Source organism: Amycolatopsis cihanbeyliensis (assembly GCF_006715045.1).
GTDB classification, from domain to species: domain Bacteria; phylum Actinomycetota; class Actinomycetes; order Mycobacteriales; family Pseudonocardiaceae; genus Amycolatopsis; species Amycolatopsis cihanbeyliensis.
In genome coordinates this window covers 1,617,158-1,641,061 of the sequence record NZ_VFML01000001.1, presented here as the reverse complement: position 1 = coordinate 1,641,061, position 23,904 = coordinate 1,617,158, and the positions used below count along the sequence as shown (strand labels likewise).

Annotated in this window: 26 protein-coding genes and 1 pseudogene; 17 read left to right on the top strand and 10 right to left on the bottom strand. The window is 67.5% G+C overall.

Features of this window, described 5'->3' with window-relative positions; all coding sequences use genetic code 11:
• Positions 1-148 precede the first annotated feature (148 nt).
• The 4 genes from FB471_RS07190 (at position 149) to FB471_RS07175 (ending at position 3,665) form a co-directional block, all read left to right on the top strand.
• The gene (locus FB471_RS07190) at positions 149-694 is read left to right on the top strand and encodes a hypothetical protein (protein WP_141996559.1); all 546 of its coding nucleotides are present in this window, start codon (positions 149-151) and stop codon (positions 692-694) included.
• Between the two features lie 163 nt (positions 695-857).
• On the top strand, positions 858-1,532 hold the full coding sequence (locus FB471_RS07185) for a DUF302 domain-containing protein (RefSeq protein ID WP_141996558.1): 675 nt from the start codon (positions 858-860) through the stop codon (positions 1,530-1,532).
• A 34-nt stretch (positions 1,533-1,566) separates the two neighbouring features.
• Entirely contained in the window at positions 1,567-2,340 is a 774-nt protein-coding gene (locus FB471_RS07180) for a hypothetical protein (RefSeq protein ID WP_141996557.1), read from the top strand.
• 77 nt (positions 2,341-2,417) lie between these two features.
• Entirely contained in the window at positions 2,418-3,665 is a 1,248-nt protein-coding gene (locus tag FB471_RS07175; RefSeq protein WP_141996556.1) for a cation:proton antiporter domain-containing protein, read from the top strand.
• Here the strand turns inward: FB471_RS07175 and FB471_RS07170 are convergent.
• Positions 3,662-5,095, bottom strand: a complete 1,434-nt coding sequence (locus tag FB471_RS07170) for a dihydrolipoyl dehydrogenase family protein (protein WP_211357977.1) — start codon at positions 5,093-5,095, stop codon at positions 3,662-3,664. The genes FB471_RS07175 and FB471_RS07170 overlap by 4 nt on opposite strands.
• Positions 5,096-5,317: 222 nt before the next feature.
• On the opposite strand from FB471_RS07170, the gene FB471_RS07165 reads away from it, so the two are divergent.
• On the top strand, positions 5,318-5,710 hold the full coding sequence (locus tag FB471_RS07165; protein WP_141996555.1) for a hypothetical protein: 393 nt from the start codon (positions 5,318-5,320) through the stop codon (positions 5,708-5,710).
• Here FB471_RS07165 and FB471_RS07160 read toward each other — a convergent pair.
• The 3 genes from FB471_RS07160 to FB471_RS07150 all read right to left on the bottom strand — a co-directional run bounded on the left by FB471_RS07160 (position 5,707) and on the right by FB471_RS07150 (position 8,401).
• Positions 5,707-6,255 (bottom strand): hypothetical protein, encoded by a 549-nt coding sequence (locus FB471_RS07160; protein WP_141996554.1) that lies wholly within the window; start codon positions 6,253-6,255, stop codon positions 5,707-5,709. The two genes, FB471_RS07165 and FB471_RS07160, sit on opposite strands and share 4 nt — an antisense overlap.
• A 2-nt stretch (positions 6,256-6,257) precedes the next feature.
• On the bottom strand, positions 6,258-7,910 hold the full coding sequence (locus FB471_RS07155) for a multicopper oxidase family protein (RefSeq protein WP_170220742.1): 1,653 nt from the start codon (positions 7,908-7,910) through the stop codon (positions 6,258-6,260).
• A 119-nt stretch (positions 7,911-8,029) separates the two neighbouring features.
• On the bottom strand, positions 8,030-8,401 hold the full coding sequence (locus tag FB471_RS07150; RefSeq protein WP_141996553.1) for a DUF427 domain-containing protein: 372 nt from the start codon (positions 8,399-8,401) through the stop codon (positions 8,030-8,032).
• Between the two features lie 122 nt (positions 8,402-8,523).
• Between FB471_RS07150 and FB471_RS07145 the strand changes: the two genes are divergently transcribed.
• A complete protein-coding gene (locus tag FB471_RS07145) occupies positions 8,524-9,264 on the top strand; it encodes a Crp/Fnr family transcriptional regulator (RefSeq protein WP_141996552.1) in 741 nt (246 codons plus the stop codon).
• Between the two features lie 18 nt (positions 9,265-9,282).
• On the opposite strand, the gene FB471_RS07140 is transcribed toward FB471_RS07145, so the two are convergent.
• Positions 9,283-9,555 carry an anti-sigma factor family protein gene (locus tag FB471_RS07140; RefSeq protein WP_246076276.1) on the bottom strand — a complete coding sequence of 91 codons (273 nt, stop codon included), beginning with the start codon at positions 9,553-9,555 and terminating at the stop codon, positions 9,283-9,285.
• Positions 9,552-10,133, bottom strand: coding sequence for an RNA polymerase sigma factor (locus FB471_RS07135; RefSeq protein WP_246076275.1), 582 nt, complete (start codon positions 10,131-10,133; stop codon positions 9,552-9,554). The genes FB471_RS07140 and FB471_RS07135 overlap by 4 nt, the downstream gene beginning before the upstream one ends.
• A 342-nt stretch (positions 10,134-10,475) precedes the next feature.
• On the opposite strand from FB471_RS07135, the gene FB471_RS07130 reads away from it, so the two are divergent.
• Both FB471_RS07130 and FB471_RS07125 read left to right on the top strand, forming a co-directional pair.
• Positions 10,476-11,018, top strand: a complete 543-nt coding sequence (locus FB471_RS07130) for a hypothetical protein (protein ID WP_141996550.1) — start codon at positions 10,476-10,478, stop codon at positions 11,016-11,018.
• A gap of 161 nt (positions 11,019-11,179) precedes the next feature.
• Positions 11,180-11,371: a hypothetical protein gene (locus FB471_RS07125; protein WP_141996549.1), complete on the top strand. Its 192-nt coding sequence runs from the start codon at positions 11,180-11,182 to the stop codon at positions 11,369-11,371.
• Between the two features lie 329 nt (positions 11,372-11,700).
• Here the strand turns inward: FB471_RS07125 and FB471_RS07120 are convergent, their stop codons facing one another.
• Entirely contained in the window at positions 11,701-12,051 is a 351-nt protein-coding gene (locus FB471_RS07120) for a glutaredoxin family protein (RefSeq protein WP_425457038.1), read from the bottom strand.
• Positions 12,052-12,078: 27 nt separating this feature from the next.
• A complete protein-coding gene (locus FB471_RS07115) occupies positions 12,079-12,465 on the bottom strand; it encodes a hypothetical protein (protein WP_141996548.1) in 387 nt (128 codons plus the stop codon).
• A 218-nt stretch (positions 12,466-12,683) separates the two neighbouring features.
• On the opposite strand from FB471_RS07115, the gene FB471_RS07110 reads away from it, so the two are divergent.
• The 3 genes from FB471_RS07110 to FB471_RS07100 are packed head-to-tail and all read left to right on the top strand — an operon-like array spanning position 12,684 to position 14,133.
• Positions 12,684-13,124 carry a hypothetical protein gene (locus FB471_RS07110; protein ID WP_141996547.1) on the top strand — a complete coding sequence of 147 codons (441 nt, stop codon included), beginning with the start codon at positions 12,684-12,686 and terminating at the stop codon, positions 13,122-13,124.
• Between the two features lie 2 nt (positions 13,125-13,126).
• A complete protein-coding gene (locus FB471_RS07105) occupies positions 13,127-13,408 on the top strand; it encodes a thioredoxin domain-containing protein (RefSeq protein ID WP_141996546.1) in 282 nt (93 codons plus the stop codon).
• Between the two features lie 23 nt (positions 13,409-13,431).
• Positions 13,432-14,133, top strand: coding sequence for a Crp/Fnr family transcriptional regulator (locus FB471_RS07100; protein ID WP_141996545.1), 702 nt, complete (start codon positions 13,432-13,434; stop codon positions 14,131-14,133).
• 54 nt (positions 14,134-14,187) lie between these two features.
• Here FB471_RS07100 and FB471_RS07095 read toward each other — a convergent pair whose 3' ends face one another.
• A complete protein-coding gene (locus tag FB471_RS07095) occupies positions 14,188-14,736 on the bottom strand; it encodes a DUF5134 domain-containing protein (RefSeq protein ID WP_170220741.1) in 549 nt (182 codons plus the stop codon).
• 316 nt (positions 14,737-15,052) lie between these two features.
• Between FB471_RS07095 and FB471_RS07090 the strand changes: the two genes are divergently transcribed.
• The 6 genes and pseudogenes from FB471_RS07090 (at position 15,053) to FB471_RS07065 (ending at position 21,258) form a co-directional block, all read left to right on the top strand.
• Positions 15,053-15,766 (top strand): alpha/beta fold hydrolase, encoded by a 714-nt coding sequence (locus tag FB471_RS07090; protein ID WP_211357976.1) that lies wholly within the window; start codon positions 15,053-15,055, stop codon positions 15,764-15,766.
• A gap of 85 nt (positions 15,767-15,851) precedes the next feature.
• Positions 15,852-16,157: pseudogene (locus FB471_RS35870) on the top strand (IS256 family transposase); the annotation flags it as partial.
• A 145-nt stretch (positions 16,158-16,302) separates the two neighbouring features.
• On the top strand, positions 16,303-16,548 hold the full coding sequence (locus FB471_RS07080; protein WP_141996543.1) for a hypothetical protein: 246 nt from the start codon (positions 16,303-16,305) through the stop codon (positions 16,546-16,548).
• 1,108 nt (positions 16,549-17,656) lie between these two features.
• Complete coding sequence (locus FB471_RS07075; protein ID WP_211357974.1) at positions 17,657-18,715, top strand: haloacid dehalogenase-like hydrolase; 1,059 nt, start codon at positions 17,657-17,659, stop codon at positions 18,713-18,715.
• A 5-nt stretch (positions 18,716-18,720) separates the two neighbouring features.
• Complete coding sequence (locus FB471_RS07070) at positions 18,721-20,808, top strand: phosphocholine-specific phospholipase C (RefSeq protein WP_141996541.1); 2,088 nt, start codon at positions 18,721-18,723, stop codon at positions 20,806-20,808.
• A 207-nt stretch (positions 20,809-21,015) separates the two neighbouring features.
• A complete protein-coding gene (locus FB471_RS07065) occupies positions 21,016-21,258 on the top strand; it encodes a DUF2795 domain-containing protein (protein ID WP_170220740.1) in 243 nt (80 codons plus the stop codon).
• A 16-nt stretch (positions 21,259-21,274) separates the two neighbouring features.
• Here FB471_RS07065 and FB471_RS07060 read toward each other — a convergent pair whose 3' ends face one another.
• Positions 21,275-23,902: an arabinosyltransferase domain-containing protein gene (locus FB471_RS07060; protein ID WP_141996539.1), complete on the bottom strand. Its 2,628-nt coding sequence runs from the start codon at positions 23,900-23,902 to the stop codon at positions 21,275-21,277.
• Positions 23,903-23,904 lie beyond the last annotated feature (2 nt).

Sequence of the window (23,904 nt, the reverse complement as noted above, 5' to 3'; positions counted from 1 at the left end):
GTTCCTCCCGTCGTTGGGGTTCGTTGACAGATATCGACGGTGGGATGAATGCACGGTTTGTTGCTCGCGGTCGAGCTTGGGAGGCGATTTCGACCGGCGTGCACGGGATCGTCCCGCTGACTTTCCACCCTACGACGGAGTAGTACCCATGACGACGCATTCAGCGAACAAGGCCGAGCCTGGTGCGGCCGTGACGGCCGCCCCGGACGGCAAGCGCGAGTTGACGCGTGCCCTGACCCACGGCGCGGTCGGCGGATTGCTGGCCGGGATGGTGTTTGCCGGTATGACCATGTGGTTCATGGCCAGCCAGGGCGTCCCGACGAAGCTTCCCCTGCTGGCGATCGCGACGATCCTGCAAGGAGATGAGTCTCTCGGTACGGCCAGCCCGGCCCTCGGTGCCGTGTCGCACGTGGTGTTGTCGATGGCCTTCGGTGCCGCGTTCGCTATGGTCGCGCTGCGTTTGCGGCTGCGTACCGACGCCATGGTGATCCTGGTCGGTGCGCTCTACGGCGCTGTCCTTTACGCGATGAACTTCGTACTTTTGGGCAATGCTGCCTTCGATGTCTTCACCCGGTTCAATCAGCCGTTCCAGGTTCTTAACCACACCGTCTTCGGTGTATTGACAGCGTTGATCATGGCAGTGTGGCAGCAATATTCAAGGCGAGCGAATCCGGTGAACCGGTCCGTGCGATGAATGGATCAGTCTCTTCCGATGGTTCCTGGCACGCGCAGCACCGGCCGCATGGGCGCGCGCTCGGCACCGACCGGTGCCGCGCAGGCCGATGTACTTGGCCACGTCCCGCTACGACAGAGGGCTTATCTGACCGGAGAGTAGCCCGCCTGAACTACCGGGTCGGGTGAGTCACATCGACACGGGCTGGAATACCGCTGGACCGCGACCGGGTTTCCAGGTCGGCGCGCACCCGTGTGCGCAGGACAGTCACTGTCACGAGGAAAGGTTCACTACCTTGCGAATGAAGATGAGGGGACGCCGCACCCGCACGGCTGGCCTGATCGCGGGCATCGCCACGCTGGCGCTGACCGCCGCGGCCTGCGGCGACAGCGGTTCGGACACTGGTAACGAAGCGCAGTCCCCCGCCCCGTCGGAGGACACCTCGGCACCGGCCGAGAGTGACCAGGAGACCAGCACAACGCTGGTGACCTGGGAATCCAGCAAACCGTTCGAGGACACCGTTGGTGCGTTGAAGGAGGCGGTGTCGAGTAACGGGATGATGGTGCTGGGTGATCTGAATCAGGCTGGGGCGTTGCAGTCGACCGGGTTGGACCTGCCGGGGGCGCACACGTTCTTTGTGGGGAATCCGACCGCGGGTAAGACGTTCTTTGAGAAGACCGCGGCGATCGGCTCGGTGATTCCGTTGCGGATGTACGTCTGGGCCGATAGTGAGGGTACGGCGAAGGTGAGTTATTTCGATCCGAAGCCGTTGTTCGAGGCGGTCGACCCGGGTCTTGCCGAGGGTGGCCAGAAGATGTCCATGGCCTCGCAGAAGATCGCCAACGCCGCCGCCGAGTGAAGCGTGGCGCGAGGGCAACGAGGATGGTGATCGCATGACCCGCTCGGCGTCACGGTGGAACACGCTCGGCGAGTTGGTGGCCACCGGGGTCGTGCTGGTGGCGGCGACCACGTCCGGTGCGCTGCTGTTCGCCCTTGCCGCGACGGAACGCTGGCAGTTCCAGGACTTGCTGTTGCGGGTGGGTCTGCCCGCCGTCGTCCTGCTCGTGCTGGCGTTGGTGCTGGCCGCGGGGGTGGGGTGGCATCGCCTACGGCGCGGGATCCTGGTCGGCGGCCTCTCCGGCCTGATCGCGACCATCGGGCTGGAAGCGGTGCGGATCACCGGGTTCCGGGCGCTCGAGACGATGCCCGGTGACCTGCCGATGCTGATGGGAGTCAAGGCCACCGGCCGGATCATGGCCGGTCCCAACACGACATCCACCATCCTGGGCTATGCGGACCACTTCTGGAACGGCGCCGCCTTCGGGGTGATTTTCGCCTTGTTGATCGGCGGCTTCCCGAGGAAGTGGGGCGCCTGGTCCGGTGCCCTGCTCGGAGCGGTGTATGGCCTGTTGCTCGGCTTCGGGTTCGCCACCGGCCCGGTGCCGACGTCGCTCGGGATCGGCGGTGTGTTCGCCACCGTGACCGTGGCCGAGTTCCAGACCACCGTGTACCTCGCCCACCTGGTGTTCGGGCTGATCCTCGGTGCGCTGGTACACCGGTTCGGCTCGCGCATCGCTCCGCTGTGGGTGCCGGTAGTCGACCTGTTCCGGGGTGTCCCGCGGCAGGGCGGAAGTGGGAATTTCTCGAATAAACCCCTGACGGAGTGACCTTCCGTGTGTCGGTACCGGGTCCAGCGTTTCGTGTGTGATGCTGATGCCTGGATCCGGTACCCGACGGAGGCGCGATGACCGACCTGCTGGTCCTCGCCGCCCTGCTGCTCGGCTACGGGTTGGTATCCGGTCGCCTGCACGGCACCGCGATCACCGCGCCGATGGTCTTCGTGACCGCGGGGCTCGTGCTGGGGCAGGGCGGGCTCGGCTGGTTGAGCGGCACAGCGGGTGAAGGAGCCGTCAGAGTACTGGCCGAGGCCACCCTGGTGCTGGTGCTGTTCACCGACGCGGTGCGCATCGACCTGCCGACGCTGCGCCGCGAGTACCACTTTCCCCTGCGGCTACTCGCGATCGGGATGCCGGTGGGCATCCTGCTCGGCACGGTGGCCGCGTGGCTGATTTTCGAGGATTTCGGCATGTGGGAGGCGTGTCTGCTCGCCGCGGTGCTGGCACCCACCGATGCCGCCCTCGGCGCGGCCGTGGTCGCCGACCGGCGGCTGCCGGTGCGAGTCAGGCAGAGCCTGAACGTCGAGAGTGGACTGAACGACGGTATCGCGCTGCCGGTAGTGCTGTTGCTGGTCGCCCTGGCCGCGACCGGCCAGGGCGATGCCGGCTCGGCGGCGGAATGGGCGTGGTTCGCCGTGCGGCAGATCGGCCTCGGTGTCACGGTCGGCGTTGCCGGCGGAACCGTTGGCGGGTGGCTGCTCAACCGGCTGGACTCGGCGGGCTGGCTGACGCCGACCTACCGGCGGTTGGCCGTGCTCGCACTGGCCGCGCTGGTCTACGCGGGCGCGGAACTGGCCACCGGGAACGGTTTCATCGCCGCCTTCGTCGCTGGACTGTGCTTCGGCTCGGTGGCTCGCGAGCAGTGCCAGCAGGTGCACGAGTTCGCCGAGCGGGAAGGCGAGCTGCTTGGTATGGCCACGTTCACCATGTTCGCCGCGGTCATCGCGGGCAGCAGGCTGACCGATATCGACTGGCCGGTGGTGGCGTACGCGGTGCTGAGCCTGGTGGTGGTGCGGATGCTCGCGGTGGCGATCGCGATGCTCGGCTCCAGGGTGCGGTTCGAGACCACGCTGTTCTTCGGCTGGTTCGGTCCCCGCGGCCTCGCCTCGATCCTGTTCGCCCTCCTGGTGGTCGAGCAGTCGGGCGTTGCCAGCGGCGAGCGGACCATGCTGGTGGCCAGCGTGACCGTGGTGCTGAGCGTGTACGCGCACGGCCTCACCGCCGCCGGGTGGGCACGGGGATTCGCGCGGCGCGCCCGTACCCTCGCGCCGGAAGCCCCGGAACACCTTCGGGTAACCGAACACCACGTCCGCTAGCCCGGGGTGATCATCCGGCGTAGGCGGGCAAGGGCGCGCACTGCGGGCTTGTGCAGGCCTTGCTGCGCCTCCGCTACCGCGGCGTTCCACACCCCGTCGGTCCACGAGGGGTAGGGATGCACCACGGAGCTCAGCTCGGGTAGCCGTGCTCGCCTGGCGACGAGCCCAGCCAGCTCGGCGATCATCTCCCCGGCACGGGGCGCGACGATAGTAGCTCCCAGCACCCGTGCCTTGCCGTCGAGCACGATATGGGTGAAGCCGCCGGTCTCGTCCTCGGTGACCGCGCGGTCCACGTGCTCGTGCTCCAGCAGGCGGACGCGGATGTTCGTCCCGTGCCGCCGCCGGGCGTCCTGCTCGGTCAGCCCGACATGAGCGATCTCCGGGTCGGTGAACGTCACCCAGGGCATCGTGTCGTGGTCGATCCGCCGTAGCGGGGCGAGCAGGGCGTTGGTGGCGGCGATGCTGCCGTGCATTCCCGCGACATGGGTGAACAGCAGCTTGCCGACAACATCGCCCGCGGCATAGACGCGTGGATTGCTGGTGCGCAGCTTGGCATCCACCACGACATGGCCCCGCTCATCGAGGGCGACGCCCGCCGCGTCCTGGCCGAGGCCCGCGGTGCCGGGGCGCCGTCCGGTGGCCACCAGGACCCGATCGGCCTCGACGACCTCGGCTCCCACGGGGCCGTCGACCTCCAGCCGTACCGTGCCGGCGTCCTGCTCGGCCCCGGTCACGGTGGTCGAGGTCAGCACCCGGATGCCTTCCAGACTCAACGCCGCGGACAGTGCGGTGCCTGCCCGGGGTTCCTCGCGGGGCAGCAACCGGTCGGCGGCTTCGATGATCGTCACTTCGGCGCCGAGGCGGGACAGGGCCTGGCCGAGCTCGCAGCCGATCGGGCCACCGCCGAGGACGGCGAGCCGGCGCGGTAGTTCGGTGAGTTCCCATACGGTGTCGCTGGTCAGCGGATCGAGTTCGGCGAGCCCGGGGATCGGTGGCAGCGCGGGGGAGGAGCCGGTGGCTACCACGGCGTGCCGGAACCGCAGCCGCCGCTGGCCAACGAGCACCTCACGCGGCCCGGTGAACACCGCGGTGCCCGGCACCACCTCGGCGCCCGCCTCGGCGAGCGCTTGTGGCGAGTCGGCGGGTTCGATGCGTTCGATGGCCTTGCGCACGTGTGCCATCACGGCGGGGAAGTCGACCTCGGGTTCGACCGGGGTGATGCCGAACCGGCCGCTGGTGCGCATCCGGTGCGCGGTCGCGGCGGCGGCGATGAGTGCCTTGCTCGGGACACAGCCGGTCCACAGGCAGTCCCCTCCCGGCCTGGCGACCTCGACGAGCGCCACCTTCGCGCCAAGGGCGCCCGCCGTCTTGGCCGCGATGATCCCGGCGGTGCCCCCACCGACCACCACCAGGTCATAGGTCTTCGTCACCGGCCCTCCTTACTGCCTAGGGAAACACGGCCGTCCTGCTCGATGATTCCAGCTCGTGGGTGGCCGCGCCGGACGGACAAACCTGATCGAGACCGTCCATTCAGGAGTGTCACGGGTGGGAAACCGGGTCGGCATCCTCGCGTTTCGACTTGCGTGCCCTGCGCCTGCCGATGGCGACACCGCCGCGACACCTGCGCGGCACTGATCATGGAGGGCGAGGCGGTGGACCGGTCGAACGGTGGAGCCGTCGCCGTCGACGCGCTGCATCGGGTGGTGCTGGCCAACGGGTTGCGACTGACCACCGACCTGGACCATCTCGATCCGCGGCCGGTTCGGGCATGGCGGGTCGTGGTCGACGACGCAGGCAGGGTGACGGTCGAATGGCCGCCGTTCCACCCCCTGTTCGACCACGCGTCCATCGACCTTCCGGCGGGGTGGTTGCCGAGCGCGGTGGATGTGGGTTCGGTGCGGTTGTTCGTCGGGTACGATCTCGGCCTGCACGAGCAGGCTGGCCTCGGCCCCGCGCCCGTCACCGGCAGGGTGGAGCGGGCCGCCTACACCGGCGCGCTCGCGTCCGGCGCGGTGCGGCTGGTCGCTCCGGACGTTGCCGCTTAGGGAACGGTGATCTGCGGGATTCCGACCACGACGGTGGCGACGTAGTAGGGCGGGGTGTCCGCGGGAAAGCCGAGTACCTCGGGGTTGTCGGGTACGGGCTCGGGTCGCAGGCACAGCGCGGCGATCCCGACGCCGTGAACGTGGTAGTCGAACACCGACACCGCGGAGCTGCCCTCGAGACGGCCCGGGCTGGGCAATGTCCACTGGTCGTTCAGCTCGACGCGTGCCCGTAGCGGCAGGACCCAGGTGGGTACCAGGCCCAGCAGCCGGCTGGGCTGGCAGTCCGGCCCGAGCTCGGGGATCCACCGCACCGGGTCGCTGGGGAGCTGGACCTGCATATGCGCGCCGCTGGGCACGGTCTGCGGCAGCCAGGTGCCGTTCCACCAGGACACGTTGTCCCGCTGCTGCTGGGTGAAGACGTAAGCGTGGTCGTTGGTCAGCGGCTGGTTGCCGGGCAGGTCGACGTCGGGGACGGCGACCGCGGCCGGGACACTGAGCAGCGCCGCGGTGAGCAGACCGGTGATCGCGAGGGAGCGGGGGCGCATGGTCAGTTGCCCTTCTCGGGTGGGGAGATGAGCAGGTTGCCCATCATGCCGTTGTCCTCGTGCGGAAGGATGTGGCAGTGGAACACCGTCTTTCCGGTGATATCGGGCCGGAAATAGGTGCGCATGGTGAACTGCCCGTGCGGCGGCATGCGGAAGGTGTCCCACCACACCCCGGGATCCGGCGGTGCCCACGAGGTGTCCCCGGCCGGGATGCCCTGCACGTCGATCACCTGGAACGGGTTGACGTGAATGTGGAACGGGTGCTGGAACACGTCGTCGTTGACCATCGTCCACTCTTCCACGGTGCCGGCCTCGACCTCCTGGTCGATGCGGTCATGGTCGTACTCCTTGCCGTCGATGAGGAACCGAACCCCGATACCTTTGGTTCCGGAGATGTCCCCGGAGAAGCGCAGGGTGCGCCTGCGGGCGACGGGCAGGTCGGGCATGCGGGGCGGGTCGACCAGCCGGGCAGGGATGCGGCCGGTCGCCTTCGGCCCGGACACGACGAGGGTGGCGAGTTGGACGTAGGGGCGGGCGCCGCCGGGGTGGCCCTGGTCGTAGGCGGGGGCGTAGACGCGGTAGCGGCCGGGTTCGCCGCCCTTGATGACGACCTCGGCGCGGTTGGCGGCGGTCATCATAATGTGCGGGCGGGGCCGGGAGTGGGCCAGCGGGATGCCGTCCTGCCCGATCTGGTGCAGGGTGTGGCCTTCCACGTGCAGCCACAGGGCGCGGTGCGGGGAGGCGTTGAGCATCCGCCAGCGCTGGGTTTCCCCGGGCCTGATGTGGATCTCCGGGAGCAGCTGGCCGTTGACGGTGAAGTACATGCTGCTGGGGATGGCAGGCAGCCCGTTGAAGGGCACTGGCCCCGCGGTCGGGACGACCAGGGTGGTGGGAACCTCACCGTTGTCGTCGCCGACCCAGAGCTCGTTGCACACCAGAATGCGTTCGCGCATGTCGGCGATCTCGGGAACCTCGTCGATATCACCTTCGACGATGATCGGGCCGGACAGCCCGGCCCAGCCCTGGTGGCTGGTGGAGCCGTGGAAGTGCGGGTGATACCAATGCATCCCGGCCGGGTGATCGGCGGGGATGTCGTAGGAATACTGGTGCTGCCCGAGCGGGTCGATGCGGAGGAACACGTTGTCCGCGTTGCCGGTGGGGGAGACCTGGAGGCCGTGGGTGTGCAGGTTGGTGGCGATCATCGTCTGCACGATCGTGCCGCCGTGACCGACCTTGTGCACCGCGGAGTCCACGCAGTCCAGCGTTCCGTCCGGCTCACCCGGTGCGGTGGCGGTCTCGTCCGGGTGGGACGCGCACAGCGGTGGTAGCCGATTGAGCGGGATGCCCATCGGCCGCATCAGGTTGCGCAGCAGGATACGCATATTGTCCCCTGGCCGGATGCGTAGCACCTGGCCAGGAACCTGGCCGTTGTAGGTGTCCAGGTTCAGCACCCGGTCCCGCACCCGCACCTGGGTGGCCGCCATGTCGATGTGGTGCTCCAGTAACCCGCCCGCGCTGCGCACCTCGGGCAGATCCCGCAGCGGCTCACCATCAGCGTGGGCGCTTCGTGGGCCGAACGCGCCCGCCGAGCGGGGTAGCAGGAACCCGGCCGCGGCGGCCACCGGGATCCGTGCCAGGAATGTCCTACGATCCATGGTCTCTCCGAACACGTTCCCTGAACAGGTTCAGGTGGGATGATGGTGGAGAAACCTGTCGTGGATCCGCTATTAGTTCACTTCACAGCCGTTCTCCCCGCTCCGGGGGCGGAAATTCACTACGTCGAGTGGTTTGGATCGGACTTTTTGCGCAGCCGGTTCCACACCCCGCGCAGGCCGCTTGCGCCGTCCGAGTCCGGTTCGCGCTCCCCTTCGACGGTGACCGTGAAGTCGAAGGCGACGTGGTTCTTGATGCGCCGCGCCAGCGGGCTGGGATGCGGGTAGTACCAGGCGGCGTTCGGCATCACCGCGTCCTCGGTGGTCAGGTCGTAGTAGCTGGCGATGCCCTTCCACGGGCAGAGTGTCTTGGCCTTGCTCTTGGTGAAGTGCTTCGTGTACACCGATTCGGGAGGGAAGTAGTGGTTGCCTTCCATGCGCACCGTGCGGGGTGCTTCGGCCAGGACGGTGCCGTTCCATACCGCGCGTAACATGAATCTCCCTTCCATGGCTTCCTGGTCCCATGGTGGATCAGGGAGCGCGTGCGGCGCGCGAACAGTGTCGGCATAGTGACACTCGCCCTGTGAAAGGGTCAGCTTAATGACATGATTCAGTCATGGCACTCTCGAAGTTGCCCGGCGCGGCGATGGAGCAGACGATGCGGCTGCTCGGCACGGGCTCGGCCGCCGATCTGGCGATCCGGCAGGCGGCCTGGGTGGCGCGCTGTGTCGGCCGCGGCTCCGATGTCCCGCTGGCCCAGGAGGACCTCGCGGCGCTGGCCACCGGGCTGCACACCCGGGTGTACCAGCGAGGGTCGGTGCTGTTCCGTGGCGGTGCCGCCGCGGACGGGGTGTGGATCGTGCGGCAGGGCCGGGTGGAGCTGGCGGTCGGGTCGGGCCGCCGACGGGCCGTGGTGCACGTGCTGCGCCCTGGCGATGTCGACGGTGATATCGCGTACCTGCTGGACATGCCGCTGCCCTACACCGCGCGCGGGCTCGACGACTGCACCATGCTGTTCCTCGGATCGGCTGATTTCGAGGGGCTGCTGGCGCGGCGACCGCCGATCGCGCGCCGCTGGCTGTCCAGCGTCGCGCAGCGGCTGGCGGCCAGCCAGCAGCGGATCATCGGGCTGCTGGGGAGGTCGCTGACCGAGCAGGTGGCGCGGCTGCTGCTGGACGAGGCCGCGGCCGATGACACGGTGCCGCTGCCGCAACGCACCCTGGCCGCCATGCTCGGGGTGCAGCGCCCCTCACTGAACAAGATCCTCAAGGAGTTCGAACGCACCGGCTGGATCGAGCTGCGCTATGCCAACATCACCATTCTCGACCCTAAAGGGCTGGCCGGGGCCGCCGGTTGACCAGACGGTGGTTCGTGGTCAGCAGCCGTGATCGTCGCAGGCGTGTTCCAGCGCCGCACCGAAGGCGCGCAGCCGGGTGATCGCCTCGGCGTCGCCGTGCCGGTGCTGGGCGAGCGCATCCGAGATCGCGCGGTAGGTGTCGGCCTCGAGCCCGCACCGGCGGCATTCCTCCAGGTGCTGGGCCACCCACCGCGAGGTGTCCTCGTCGACCTCCCCGTCCAGATGCGACTGGAGCGTCCGCATCACCCGCAGGCAGCGCAGCGAAGGGATACGGTGCCGCGCGCCGCTCACCGGGAACCCCGCCCCACCGTGATCCCAGCAGCGGTGAGCTGCCGACGGATCTGCTTGCGGCCGCGATGCAGCCGGCTCATCACCGTGCCGATCGGCACTCCCAGCGCCGCGGCCGCCTCGGCGTAGCCCAGGCCATCGACGTCAACCATGGCCACGACCTCCCGGTACTTCTCTGGCAGCGCGTCGAACGCCGCGGAAACCTCGGTGGTGAACCGGAGGTCGACGATCACATGTGCGGGATCGGCCGCACCGTCCTCGTGCTCGGCAGCCCGTTCCATGGCCTGCTCCGGATCCAGCAGCAGCTGCGGGCGCCTGCGCCGGTGCCGATTGTGCTCGGCGTTGCGCAGGATGGTCAACAGCCAGGCGCGGGGATGCTCGCCGTCAAACCTGTCCACGGCCCGATAGGCCCGCAGCAACGTCTCCTGCACCAGATCCTCGGCGTCCGCGGGCTGCGCGGTCAGCGTGCGAGCCACGCGGTAAAGCACCTCCGTCTCGGGCAGAACGTACTGCGCGAAAACCTCGTACCGGGTGCGCAGCGTCGCCACGGTCACCTCCACCTCGAGCAACCCGACAGTCATGTCGGGGCGTTCCCGGAATCCAGCGCGGGCGGCCCTGAGACAAGGCATGACAGCACATGCGCAAGATGACGGAAGCCTACGTCGGAGGTGAGCCGCCGAGGAGGTGGATTGTCGGCGTGATGACACATTCGCAAGGTTCAGACCGAACGTCACGAGTGTGACAGTTTCCGGCGGTTTCCCGAATTTTTCGGTCGAGTGTGGAAGTCGATCGTGGACAGTGGAGTTTCCCTGGTGCCGTTCTCCGCGCCGATACCGCGGGAGGCGGCATGGAAGAGCGCGGGCGGCGCCGGGCAGATCGGCGCGTCGCCGCGTGGGGTGTTTTCGACGAACGGAGAAGAGACTATGCGACGTAAGGGCTACTGGGCAGCGGCCGCACTGGGTGTCGTCGCGCCGCTCGCACTGGCGGCGCCGGGATCGGCCATGGCGTCCCCGGCGGACACCACGGCCGCGCACACCGGGGAGCACGACATCCCGATCGTCAGCGACCTCCTCGGCGGTCTGGACCTGCTCGGCGGCTCCGACCACGACGACTTCGACCGCGATCCCGCCGATTTCGACGAGCGCGACGGCGACGTCAGCGAGTTCGACGAGGGGTACGTCACCGTGTACGCCTCGGACGCCGATCGAGGCGGCAACGTGTCGTTCATTGTCGAGGGCCGGGACCTGCCGTCGCTGATGGAGGTCACGCTGAGCAGCGCGGGCCTGGACGCGGCATGTGTCGGCGGGAACAGCCTGGACGGGCAGACCGTGCAGGCCGATCTCTCCGGTGACTTCAACGTTGGCGCCACCGGGACGACCTGCATCGACGGCACCTACCGGGCCGATGTGACCGAGCAAAGCACGCCGTACGAGACGTTCTCGGCGGACGTCACCATCGAGTCCTGACCGGTCGCTGGTGTGGTTCGGTCGCGCCTGAGCCCTTTCCGGCGCGACCGGACCATGGCTCACACCCGCCGCCTCCGAGGAGACAACCTTGACGACGCATTCGACCGACGGCCGGCCCATTGTCGCTGGAAGCCGCAGTGGCGCGGCCTGACCCAGCGAGCATGGACACCCCACATACCCGCAGGCCGCCCGGCGCACGCCCGGTCGTGACCACGCGCGCCGCCGACTGGGTGGTTCGTTCCCTGACCGGGCACACGAATCCGTTGCCGGGTGCCGACCTCACCGCACTTGCCGAGAACCTGTGTATCCGCAGGCTGCCCACCGGGCATCTCGCCTCCGGAAACTGTCGGTGAGTACTGCTGCCGGAGGCAACCGGAAGAACCCTATCTGTCTATTCGGGACTGTCAGCTAGCTGACCATGTCAGCATAGTGTCGGCAAGCTCCGCGGCACACGCGCGCTGCGGCGCGTCGGCGGATTGGTCCGCTTGGTCAGACAAGCGGCCATGCGCTGTAGGTCAGCCCGAGCACCAGGCCGTAGACGAGGTGTCCGAGCAGCGCCCATGGAATGGCGTGTTTGTGCGGTGCCGACAGGACTGCTCTCTCCTGCCGCCTTCCGGCCGAACCCGTCGATAAGCCGCGTGACGGGGCAACTGCCCGGATGATGACGGAGTTCGACCGGCGTTCACCGGCGGCGGCGGAACGGCCAGGCGCGGCGCCGAGGCTCGGCCGGGCGAGCCTCGGCGAGCAGCGCGGGCGCGTGCTTGCGGACGGCGGCCTCCACCTCGCGGAAGCTCGGGTTGACCATGGCGTGTTCGCCGATGAACACGGTGGGCACGGTCTCGTTGCCACCCGCCGCCTGCCGCACCCTGGCCGCGGCGGTGGGGTCGTCCCAGATGTTCACCTCGCGGACCGGCAGCCCGCTGCGCCGTAGTGGTCGCCGCAGGGCCGAGCAGAACGGGCATCCCGGCCGCCAGTAGAACTCGATCATGCTCGTGTCGCACGGCTGCGTGGTGCCGGTGGGTTCGGTACTCATGTCGCTGTCTCCCCTGTGGAGTGTTGATCAGGCGAAGGTGCCCAGCCAGGTGGTCACCGCGTACAGGGCCACATAGGTGGCGACCGCGATGGCGAGTACGCCCAGCAGCCGCCAGCGCCACCGTCGCATCCCGGCGATACTGCACTGGTCGCGGCGTCGCAGGGCCAGCCAGACCAGCAGCACCAGTACCGCGAGGCCGCCGAGGCGGAACCACCAGGCGTAGTTGTCGTAGAGGTCGGTGGACCATGCGAACGCCGTTCCGGCGCTGACCAGGCCGAGCAGCGCCAGTACGGTGGGTCCGACGCAGCACAGGATGCCGACCAGCCCGCCGGCCAGCCCCATCCGCCAGACGGATAACCGGTCCGAACGGGACTTCGTGGTATCGGCAGGGGGTGTTTCCTCGGTGTGGGCCACAATGCTCCTTTCGATCTCTTCGGCCAGTCCACCGCGGCTGGTCGACAATCCGCATGGGGATTGTCATTCCGCTGACAGGGTCGGCGTTCAGGAATGGTCACGATCCCGTCACGGCCTCGGTGTTGTGTAACCGAGTTCACTGAACCACACATCGGGGATGAACAGGGTTCGGGGCGGTCCCCACCGGCACGCGGTGGGAGCTAGGGAAGGAGCCCATCGTGTCCACAGCTGCTCACTCGACCACCGTCTCCGGGCTGGTGGCCCGCGCGCTGCATGGCGTGTTCGCCGGGCTAGCCGGAGGTGTGGTGTTCGGGATCCTGATGGCGATGATGGACATGCTGCCCATGGTCGCCATGCTCGTCGGTAGCCAGAGCGCCGTCGTCGGCGCGCTCGTGCATCTGGTGATCTCGGCCGGGATCGGGGCGTCGTTCGCCGTCCTGTTCCCGATGGCCGCCGTCGGTGCTCTGGTGGGCGCGGGTGCGATCTACGGCGCCGTGTGGTGGGTGCTCGGCGCGTTGATCATCATGCCGGCCTGGCTGGGCATGCCGGTGTTCATGTTCAACAACAACACCTGGTTCAGCCTGATGGGTCACGTCGTCTTCGGCATGGTGGCCGGTACCGTGCTGTTCGGCCTGCGCCGCCGGGGCGGGCACGCCTGACCATGCCGGCCGAGCCGCGACCGCCGATGCTGGAGATCTACGTGTCTCCCGGGTGCGTCGGTTGCCGCAGGGCATCGGCCTATGCCGATGCCCTGCGGCAACACCGGCCGGACCAGCCGGTGCGAGTGATCGACCTCGCCACCCACCAGGGCCCGCTACCCGATGGGGTGATCGGAACGCCGACCTACCGGCTCGGCGGGCGGATCATTTCCCTCGGCAACCCGGCATGGGAGGAACTGCTGGATACACTGGACAATAGGCTCAATCGGGTTCACGATGCCTGACGTGACCGAGATCTGGAGCCCGGGTGGATGACCATTACTGCCTGACCGGCGTCGAGGTGTTCCGCGACCTGTCCCGCCGGGAACTGGCCGCCCTCGACGCGCGCGTCCCCCTGCGCAGTGTCACTGCGGGCCAGGTTGTCTACACCCCGGCTCAGCCGGTCACGGTGCTGTTCATCGTCAAGCGTGGGCGGTTGCGGCTGTTCCGGCGAGTGCCCGACGGGCGCACGGTCACGACCGCCTTCGCCGGCCCCGGCACGATCTTCGGGGAGATGGACCTGCTCGGCCTGCACATGCGCAGCACGTGGGCCGAAGCGCTGGAGCCGGGCGAGCTGTGCCTGATGAGCCGGAACGATGTCCGGGAACTGCTGATGGCCGACCGTCGGATCGCCGTCCGCATCGTCGAGCATCTGGATGCCCGCGTCGCGGATCTGGAGGATCGTCTGACCGATCTCGCCTGCCGATCGGTGGCCGAACGCCTGGCCCACACCCTGCACAGGCTGGCCAGGGGCGGGCAGCCGTCCAGTGAGTCGGGGCAGACGGTCAAACTGACCCACCATCAGCTCGCCACGCTGGTCGGCGCCACGCGGGAACGCACTACCACCGCGCTCGGTGATCTCGCCCAGCGCGGGCTCATCCAGCTTCGCCGGGGCACGATCGTGGTACGCGACCCGGCACGGCTGGCCGCCTTCAGCGAGAGCGGGGCGGACGATCCCGCCCATACCTGAGCACCGCGACCGGATCGGCGGCACCGTCCTACGACCCGTCACGGTGGACGGTTGTTAAGCGAACACCAGCATGTACGACATCCCGGCGGCCATCGTGGCCAGGCTGAGCCGTAGCGCGGGACTGGCACGGCGCGTCGACTCCAGCGCGGCGCCAGGTCCGGCGAGGTAGTGCCGATCCCATCTGCCCAGCACCCACAGCGCGCCGACCCCGGCCAGATAGGCGGCGAGTCCGTAGCGGATCGCAACCACCTGAGCGGCTGCCGGTACGAACATGTAGGCCATGACCGACATCTCGACCGCGATCAGGAGCCACAGCAGATCGACGGTCCGGTCACGGGACCAGAGGACGAGCGCCACGACAACCGCCAGTACCGTCGCGGTCCCGAACAACGCCATGGCCAAGGCTGCTGGTACGGGCTGTACCCGGTGCGGTAGGTACATGTACACCATCCCGAGCGCCATCAGCACGTGACCGGCGTGCCAGTAGCGCCGGCGGCCGTTCATCGCCCACATGTGTCCAGTATGGAGCAACGCCACCACGCAGAGGGCGACGATCCACGCCACGCGCAGCCACTCGGGGAGAATGCCGGTGTGGTGTGTCATCTGCGGCATCATCGATCCTAGTGGTCGCCTGCCTGTCGCTTCTCGGAAATCGTCACTCATGTCGCCGTACCGAGGTACCGCCAGGTAGGCGACCGGGTATACAGATGGAATGTCGTCGCTACGAAATGTCATCCGCAACCAGTATTTGGTGCCTTGGCAAGAAAGTGTCTCCTTGCTGACACGAGTGCATGAGTATGGCTGCCTGCCTGCGTTCGTCGATGCAGGATGAGTTCGACACGAACCGGGGAAATCGGTTTCGTTGAGGTGCCGGTCGTGAACGGGGCCGCCGCGTGCTGTGTCGACAACGAGAGTGAGGGTGGGCGAGTTGGAAAGCAGGAAGATCGAGTTCCCGGGGTCCCAGGGTGTGTCGCTGGCCGCTCGGCTGGAGCTGCCGGACACCGAGTCGCGAGCGTACGTGTTGTTCGCGCACTGCTTCACCTGCGGCAAGGACACCGTTGCCGCGGCGAGGATCTCCCGTGCCCTTGCCGAGCAGGGGATCGCGGTGCCGCGCTTCGACTTCACCGGACTCGGCCAGTCCGGTGGCGACTTCGCCAACACCCACTTCAGCTCGAACGTCGAGGGCCTCGTGCACGCCGCCGACCACCTGCGCGAGCGGTTCGCGGCACCGAGCGTGCTGATCGGGCACTCGCTGGGCGGGGCGGCCGTGCTGGCCGCGGCCCACCGTATCCCCGAGGCACGGGCGGTGGCGACCATCGGTGCCCCGGCCGATCCCGAGCACGTCACGCGCCTGCTCGGCGGTGAGCGGGCCGCGATCGAGCGTGCGGGTGCGGCGGAGGTGTGCCTGGCCGGTCACACCTTCCGCCTCCGGCGCGAGTTCCTCGACGACATCGCGGCGCAGCCACAGGCCGAGCGCATCCGCGCGCTCGGCCTGTGGCGCTGCTGGTGCTGCGCTCGCCGACCGACGAGATCGTCGGAGTGGACAACGCGCGACGGATCTTCGACACCGCCCGGCACCCGAAGTCGTTCGTGGCGCTCGAGGGTGCCGACCACCTACTCACCAACCGGGTAACGGTGGATCTGGTCTTAGCCTGATCGAGAGGACATGACCGATGACCACGACTGATCCGGGCGATGGTGAGGTTGGCTCGGGAGAGATGATCGATCCCGTGAGCGAAGAGATCATCGATCAGCGGCAGTTGGCCGAGCGGTTGTTGGCGCAGGCGAGGGAACAGGGCGTCGATCTGGTCGGCCCGGATGGGCTGCTGAACCGGCTGACGAAGAACGTGCTGGAGACGGCGCTGGAGGCCGAGATGGATGAGCATCTCGGGTATGGTCGCCGCGCACTTCGACGAGGTCTACGGGCCAAGGTCTCCCAGGACACGATCTCGAAGATCACCGACAAGGTCATCGATTTGAATCCGTGCGGTACTGACCCTTCAATATCTGGCACTCTGGTGCGCACGGCGGCATTCCGTCGGTCGTAGACGCGATCGAAACTACCGGAGCCAACGTCGTTGCCTTGCAGGAGACCGACGAGCACGTCACCGCGCACATCGCCGACGAACTGGGTGGAACCACACCACCGGCGGCGGCGATGCCGATGACATGGCGTCGCCGCCGATCCAGAACGAATGGCTCACCGACGTCAGCTACGGCACGACAGCCGTCGCCGCCCAGATTCAGGACACGCTCGTCTACAGTGTGCACCTGAGCTACCGGAACTATGGACCGTACAACGCCTGTCTGGAGGGTCAAAGCGTCGAGACCATCCGCGCAGCCGACCAGCTCCGGGTGCAGCAGGCGCGGGAGATCGAGCGGTGGCCACGTCGACGTACGACCTTCCACAGGTAACTGTCGGTGACTTCAACACGCCGTCACACCTCGACTGGACGTCGGCCACGAGCGCGACGCACTGTGGTTACATAGGCGACTGGCCGGCCACGGCTGTCTTCGGCGACGCTGGTTGGCGTGATTCCTACCGGGAGGCGTCCCGACGAGCATGCCTATCCGGGCAACACGTGGTCCCCGGTCGTAAAGTGGCACGACGACGCGCGGACTGTTCCGGAGCCCAAGGATCGCATCGACTTGATCCTGTTCGAAGGCGACGAGCTGACTCTGTCCGGCTCCCAGGTACATGGTGGCGGGTCGGACTGGTCATCCGACCAAACACCGTCATGAGTACCTTCACTCGCGCCTGAGTATCCACTCGCCCGTAACTCAGGCACGATAGCGGCCACCTCGCGGTGCTGGAGTAGCTGCGAACCGGAACCCGAGTGCTCCCTGGTGTTCGCCGACCACCAGCGGACGTGGCGGGGGTTGGGGCCGTGTTACGTACCGGCCAGTTGACCATCCCAGCCTTGGCGCGAGGGACACACATCCTACATAGCCCAAACGCAAGCGTGGACCCAGCAAGTCGTGAGCGAGGAACGTACTGAACAGAATTTCCGTGAAACCCTGCCGGGGCTGATGCGCACCGATGAGCAGCAGGCAACAGGCGTCGCGAAGTGTGTAAACCTGACCAAAAGATTGCGTTTTAGAGCACAAGTGTGCAAAGTTGGCAACTGGAGCGAGCGGGTGTCGTGGCTCGCGTGTGGGCGAGCCCCGCCGAGAGGTCTAAATCTAGACCTCTCGGCGGGGCGAAGCCGCTCGATGTCAGGCGCAAGGTATCGACTTCGTAACATGAAGTTGCTGCTAGTTGACCGAGGTGTGCGATGGGATCAACCCTGTACCAACTTTAAAGGGTCCATAATATACCTTTGGTGGGAGTCTTATGATCCTGTGGCGCGCGCTGGTGTGCACGGTCGCCGTAGTGGCGTCCTTGTTGTCATCACCTCACCTCACCCAAGCGAGTCCCCGGTACTGCCCTCGGCTAGACGCGGAGCTGGCCTGGCACGGCGCGAACCAAGCCCGGCTTCAAGAGTTCCTTTGCAGTCAGCGCCCGGGGCAGCGGGGTATCGCGGTGTTCGACTGGGACAACACGATCATCCGCAACGATATTGGTGACGCCACCCTGTTCTGGGCCCTGCGCAATGAGAAGATCCTGCAGCCCCCTGGTCGCGACTGGCGGGTGACCAGCCGATGGCTCACGGCCGACGCTGCGGCGGCGTTGCGCTTGGCCTGCGACGGCGCCTGGCCGGGAAGGCCTCTGCGAACGGCCGGGCGCGATACTCGCTGCGCCGACGAGATCCGATCCGTGTATGCGGATCAGAAGACGACGACCGGTCGGGCAGCTTTCGCGGGGTGGGACCACCGCCGAGTGGAACCCTCCTACGCCTGGGCTGCGCAGCTGCTGGCTGGGCACACCAGGGCTGACATCCGCAGGTTCGCGGCGGCGGCCCGCCGAGAAGCGCTTCGCGCTCCGGTTGGCGCGACGCAGACCGTCGGCAGCGGGAATGTCAACGCCTGGGTGCGATACTACCCGCAGCAACGGGATCTGATTCGCGCGCTACGCAAGGCGGGCTTCGACATCTGGATCGTGTCGGCCTCCCCGCAACCGGTAGTGCGCGTATGGGCGCTCGGCGCTGGCGTTCCCCCCAGCCGGGTGATTGGCGTCCGAAGCGTCTATCGGTCGGGCCGACAGACCTACCGGCTTCAAGGCTGCGGGGGCGAGCGCGCGGGCGTGATCACCTACGTGGATGGCAAGCGCTGCTGGATCAACCAAGTCGTGTATGGCCAGCGGGGGCCTGCGGCGTGGGACCAGCAGCCAGCCGCTCGGCGGCCATCGTTTGCCGCCGGTGATTCCACGACAGATGTCACCTTCTTGCGCGACGCTACCGAGTTGCGCTTGGTGATCAATCGGAATAAGCAAGAGTTGATGTGTCATGCGTACGACGACGTCGACGGCCGTTGGTTGATCAATCCGATGTTCATTCAACCGCTGCCGCAACGGGGTAGTCCGTACCCGTGCTCTTCGACCGCATTCGTCGACTCCAATGGAGACAGCGGCCCGGTCCGCCGATGGGACGGCACGATCATTCCTGACCAGCCCGACACGATCTTCGGTCCCGAAGAGAGGTAGCAATTATGGATCGACGCACCTTCCTCCAGGCAGTTGGTGCGGGGACCGCTGTGTCCCTGCTACCGCCCAGTCTCGTCGAGGCGCTGGCACGACCTGCGCCCACCGGTGGGCTGGGTCTGATCGAGCATGTCGTGATCTTCATGCAGGAGAATCGGTCGTTCGATCATTACTTCGGCACGCTGCGCGGCGTCCGAGGCTTCGGCGATCGCAATGCGGTGCTGCTGAACGCCAAGCACTCAGCCGACGGTAAGACCAGCCGTTCGGTGCTGCACCAGCCTGACCAAACGCACCCGGACGGATACGTCCTGCCCTACGCCGTTGACACGCACCAGCTTGTCGGAACCGCGCATGGCTGGGACGACGGGCACGAGGCGTGGAACAGGGGGCGGTACGACAACTGGATCCCTGCTAAGAGCCGATACACTATGTGTCACTACGAACGGGACGACCTGCCATTCTACTACTCCCTGGCTGATGCGTTCACCATCTGCGACTCCTACCATTGTTCAGTTATGAGTGGCACGTCGCCGAACCGTAGTCATCTGTTCACCGGTATGATTGGCTACGAGCCGGACGGTCGTCGCGCAATCGGCAACGCGGCGTACGCCGAGGACAGTCATGGCGGATATGATTGGACGACATACGTCGAGCGTCTGGACGGTATGCACAGTTGGCAAGTCTATCAAGAGTGGGACAACTACCAGGACAACAACCTGGAGTTCCACCGGCCTTTCAAGGCTGTTGCCCGTAAGGTCCTGGCCGAGCTGGACTTGCGGAGCATGCATACATTCTACGAACGTGTCCGCGAGGCAGACTCCGCAGAAAGAAAGCGATTGTTTTCCGCGCTCGAAGACGGCGTCCGTACCTTGAACGCCGTCGAACGTCGTTACTACGACGGCGCGCTTCGGCGGGTCAAGCCAGGCAGACTAGCCTCCACCTTCGCTGCGGATGTGGCGGCCGACGCACTGCCGACGGTGTCTTGGCTGGTGGCGCCGGAAGACCAGTGTGAACACCCCAGTTCGGATGGGCCGAGCACGGGATCGGAGCTGGTGTGGCAGGCACTCGAAGCGCTGGCGGCCAACGAGAAGGTGTGGAACAAGACCGTCTTCCTGCTGACCTACGACGAGAACGACGGCTACTTCGACCACGTCCCGCCACCCGTTCCACCGGTCGCGGAAGCGGCGGAGTATGTCGATGGCCAGCCGATCGGCCTGGGTCCACGGGTGCCGATGTTGGTGGTTTCCCCGTGGAGCAGGGGAGGAGCCGTGTGTTCCGAGATATTCGATCACACATCGATACTACGGCTGCTGGAGCACGTCACCGGAGTGGGCGAGCCCAACATCGGTGCTTGGCGCCGAGCGGTATGTGGGGACCTCACCTCGGCCCTGGATCTGGATTCGTCCGGCTCGTATCCGGATTTCGAGCGACCGACTCCGACCCAAGGCAGCGGACCACGCAAGCCCAGTCCGCCAGAAAACCAGACCTTTCCGCGCCAGGAGAGCGGCAGTAAGATCGCCCGCCCGACCCCCTACCAGCTGGATGGCAGCGCTCGGCAAGACGTTTCGGCCGGACGGATCTGGATCGACATGTCGAATGTCGGCACAGGAACAGCGCACTTTTCGGTGTATGCGAATAGGTATCGCACCGACGGCCCATGGCGCTACGACATAGCAGCGAATGACGCCCAGTCCGACTACTTCAGTGTGCGTACCTACGGCGACGGCCAGTACGATTTGTCCTTGTACGGTCCCAATGGCTTTCAGCGGCGGTTCACCGGTGACCTCGATTCGCTCGGGGCTACCACGGAGGCGAACTCGATCATCGAGCCTGAGACGGAGGGCGGTATCGTCACGTTGACCTTCACGAATGTCGGTACTTCCGACGTGACGTTTACGGTTACCGCCAACGGCTACCGGACCGACGGCCCGTGGACGTACGGGGTTCCGGCAAATAGTTCGGTATCGGATCGCTGGCATGTCGGCTGGTACGGCGATCGATGGTACGATCTCATCGTCACGATCGATATTGACCCATCGTTCAGTCGTCGATTCCTCGGCCACCTCGAGAACGGTAAAGCCGGTGTTACCGGATAGCGCGGGCCGGCGTCGATGCACGGGATTCGGCTATTGACGAGATGCAGACGGACGAGCTTCTCATTGCACATCACCGGGCGAGCCGCACGATGCATGGCATGTGCACGACTCGCCCGGTGTGCTCCCCACGGCGGCGGGGCTCGCGCGCGGTGTGCAGTGGCTGAACGTCTCGTAAGTCTACCCTCACGTTAGGGTAAGATTCTCCGGGTGGACGCGGCCGGACCGAACCAGACCACCCCGCTGACGGCGCGGGAGCTGCGCGAGCACATCGAGGACGCCTTCATCTCCGTGTCCCCGACCGTGGTCGACCTGCTGGACGCCGCGATTCGCAGCCATGCACGACCGGTGGTCTTCGCGGCATTGAATCGCCTTCCCCCGCGCCGGTTCGAGTCGGTGGCGGATGTGCTTCGCGAGCTGCCGGATCTGCCGGACGGCCCGGTAAACCCTTAGGCCGTGTACCACTGGTCTACGGGTTCGGTGGGGGTTTGTCGATGTAGTCGGCGGTGGCGTAGCTGGGGCCGCGTTGCCAGCCATTCTGGGTGGTGGTCGAGACCTGTACGTCGATGCGGTCGGTGGGGTAGCGGTAGCGGACTTCGTGCAGGGTGCCCCAGGCTCGGGGGTCCGGGTTTCCGGTCAGGCGGGCGGGGATCTCGTGGTAGGTGACGACGGAGCGCATGGCGGCGAAGGCGCCTGCGAACGGCCGGTAGTCCCGGGCAAGGTGGCCGTGGTGGGCATGTTGGCCGGGCGCGGTGACCATCAGGGTGGGCGGCTCGACGAGGCCGTCGGCCAGCACGGGAAGGCGAGCGCAGGGGTACCAGAACGAGATCGGCCAGTCGACGAGGACGGGGCCCGGCGTGCGGGCCATTTGCTGGGTCAGCGTGGTGCCGTCGTCGAGCCGGACGTGGTCGGCGGCGCCGCAGGTGGAGCCGGTAAGCGAGGCGAGGTTTGTGGCCGGTGGTGACCACGAGCCGGTGGCGTGCTGGTTGAGCGCGGCCTTGCCGAGCGCCCCTGCGGAGAGGACCGGCACGGCGAGCAGGGACAGACCGGCGACGGCGACGGCGGACCACCCGGCCCATCTGATCGCGACCGGCTGCGGGTCCTCGGGGCCGGTTCCGCGCCGGTGCTGCCAGTACAGGATCGCGGCGGCGGCCACGGCCCCGGCGGCGAGTAGGTTCAGTGGGTTGGCCAGGGTCCCTTCGAACAGTGGCTCGTCGAGGTCGGGCATGCCGAGGCGGTGGTAGCCCCACCACGAGTTCGGTCCGTCCCAGCTCAGGCTGGCCACGAGGACGACGAGGAACAGCGCGCTGAACCGGATCGCCCAGCCGGCGTTCTCGCGGGCGAAGGCGCGGGGCAGCGCGGCAAGCCCGAGGGCGAGAACGAGGGCGGTGAAGAAGTCGAGCGCGGCGAAGTGCGAGGCGATCTTGGTGGGGGTCACGACGAGCGCGGCGAGCCCGAGACCGAACCAGGTGAACGGCCATCCGTAGGCCCCGGCGAAGGCATGCGTTGGCTGGCGCCGCGGGGCCAGGACCAGCGCGATGAGCACCAGCGCGATGGCCAGCAGGACGGGCAGGCGGCGGGCCGGGTGCTGTTCGAAGGCGAAGTCGTCGCCGACACCGCCGAGCAGCATCTGGTAGCGGCTGAACTCGCCGTGCCAGCTCTGTGCCGCGCCGTACCAGTAGCGCGCGCCGGTCGAGTCCAGGAAACCGCCGATGCCGGATTGGAGGAACACCAGCGGCGAGGCCACCGCGACCGCGGCCATGGCCAGTGCCACGAGCGCGATACGGTCACGGGTGGCGGGCAGGTGACGGCAGGAGTGCACGAGCCCAAGCGCGAGCGGGATGAGGGCGAGCATTCCGGTGGAGGTCACCGCGAAGCACACGCCGGTGGCGACTCCACCGACGACCAGCCAGGCGGGCCGTTCGGTAAGCCGGGCGCGGACGGCGGCGTAGGCACTGATCGCCGTGCACAGCGCCACGAACGGCTCCGGCCGCAGACCGACGCCGTTGGGCATCCACGCCGCGAAGAACGCGGCGGCCAGTAGCCAGGTCGGCACGCGGGGCGCGGTGGTGTGCTCGTGCAGCAGGCGGACGATGCCCAGCAGCAGCACCCACATCGTGAATCCGGCTGCCATCGCGGGTAGCCGCACCACCAGCGGTGCCCAGGATACCTCGAACAACGGAGCGAACAGATGCTGCAGCAGGATCGCGGGATTCTCCGCCGCGTTGAGCGCCATGTAGTAGTCGCCTGCGAACCCCGACGGGCCGAAATTGCGGTGCATGCCGAGGAACCAGCCGTCGTCCACGGTCTGCGGGCCCAGCACGCCCCAGGCGCCGATACCGACGGCGACCAGGCCGGTCCAGGCGAGGTCCACGCGGCGGCGCACCAGCGGACGGGTTGGTCGCGGTGGTCCGCGGAAGGTGCGGAATGCCAGCACGACGCAGACCACCACGCCGAGCCCGCACAGGATCATCAGGAGCGGCTTCAGCGGGCTCGGCGAGGTCTGGAAACGGGCATCGGCTCGCGCCACCGCGGACACCGCACCGGTGGCCTGCTCCGCGGGCAGGTCGGTGACGAAGGCCGTCACCTGTGGAACCCGCATCGCCCGCCGGGTCAGTTCCCGGTCGCCGACCAGCACGACCAACTCGTCGTCCTCGGCGTGGACCAGGTACCGGCAGTCCGGGCCAGGGGGCGCTCCAAGTGGCGTCTCGGTACCGTCGGCGACAAGCACGAGCTGCCGGTCCCGCACGACAAGGGAAAGGCCCCAGTCGCGGGCGATGTCCGCGTCCGGCGGAATCGTCGCGAACGCGGTGACGTCCCGGCCGGGTGACGTCCCGGCCACCGCTGAGCAGGCCACCGTCACGTCCAACCGCAGTGGCCGGTAGGGCAGGAACATCGCCACCGCCGACTCGGCCGCCTGGCCCGCCTTCGGCCAGCTCACCTCGACCCGTTCCGCCTCCACCGGCGCGAACGGAATCGCGATGGCCGTCACGGCCGTGACCAGCGCCGCCCCCAACAACCAGCGGAAGCCGCGACGGGAGCGTGCCGGGGGGTCCGGCGCGCTCACCGGACGCGGCGCGGTCGCTGTGTCCGTCATGT

What these genes read in the sequence shown, in the direction of transcription:
- FB471_RS07190 (WP_141996559.1), top strand. Translation starts at nt 149, where the DNA reads ATGACGACGCATTCAGCGAACAAGGCCGAGCCTGGTGCGGCCGTGACG.
- FB471_RS07180 (WP_141996557.1), top strand. Translation starts at nt 1,567, where the DNA reads ATGACCCGCTCGGCGTCACGGTGGAACACGCTCGGCGAGTTGGTGGCC.
- FB471_RS07175 (WP_141996556.1), top strand. Translation starts at nt 2,418, where the DNA reads ATGACCGACCTGCTGGTCCTCGCCGCCCTGCTGCTCGGCTACGGGTTG.
- FB471_RS07160 (WP_141996554.1), bottom strand. Translation starts at nt 6,255, where the DNA reads ATGCGCCCCCGCTCCCTCGCGATCACCGGTCTGCTCACCGCGGCGCTG.
- FB471_RS07155 (WP_170220742.1), bottom strand. Translation starts at nt 7,910, where the DNA reads ATGGATCGTAGGACATTCCTGGCACGGATCCCGGTGGCCGCCGCGGCC.
- FB471_RS07150 (WP_141996553.1), bottom strand. Translation starts at nt 8,401, where the DNA reads ATGTTACGCGCGGTATGGAACGGCACCGTCCTGGCCGAAGCACCCCGC.
- FB471_RS07145 (WP_141996552.1), top strand. Translation starts at nt 8,524, where the DNA reads ATGGCACTCTCGAAGTTGCCCGGCGCGGCGATGGAGCAGACGATGCGG.
- FB471_RS07135 (WP_246076275.1), bottom strand. Translation starts at nt 10,133, where the DNA reads ATGACTGTCGGGTTGCTCGAGGTGGAGGTGACCGTGGCGACGCTGCGC.
- FB471_RS07130 (WP_141996550.1), top strand. Translation starts at nt 10,476, where the DNA reads ATGCGACGTAAGGGCTACTGGGCAGCGGCCGCACTGGGTGTCGTCGCG.
- FB471_RS07125 (WP_141996549.1), top strand. Translation starts at nt 11,180, where the DNA reads ATGGACACCCCACATACCCGCAGGCCGCCCGGCGCACGCCCGGTCGTG.
- FB471_RS07120 (WP_425457038.1), bottom strand. Translation starts at nt 12,051, where the DNA reads ATGAGTACCGAACCCACCGGCACCACGCAGCCGTGCGACACGAGCATG.
- FB471_RS07105 (WP_141996546.1), top strand. Translation starts at nt 13,127, where the DNA reads ATGCCGGCCGAGCCGCGACCGCCGATGCTGGAGATCTACGTGTCTCCC.
- FB471_RS07095 (WP_170220741.1), bottom strand. Translation starts at nt 14,736, where the DNA reads ATGACACACCACACCGGCATTCTCCCCGAGTGGCTGCGCGTGGCGTGG.
- FB471_RS07080 (WP_141996543.1), top strand. Translation starts at nt 16,303, where the DNA reads ATGGCGTCGCCGCCGATCCAGAACGAATGGCTCACCGACGTCAGCTAC.
- FB471_RS07070 (WP_141996541.1), top strand. Translation starts at nt 18,721, where the DNA reads ATGGATCGACGCACCTTCCTCCAGGCAGTTGGTGCGGGGACCGCTGTG.
- FB471_RS07060 (WP_141996539.1), bottom strand. Translation starts at nt 23,902, where the DNA reads ATGACGGACACAGCGACCGCGCCGCGTCCGGTGAGCGCGCCGGACCCC.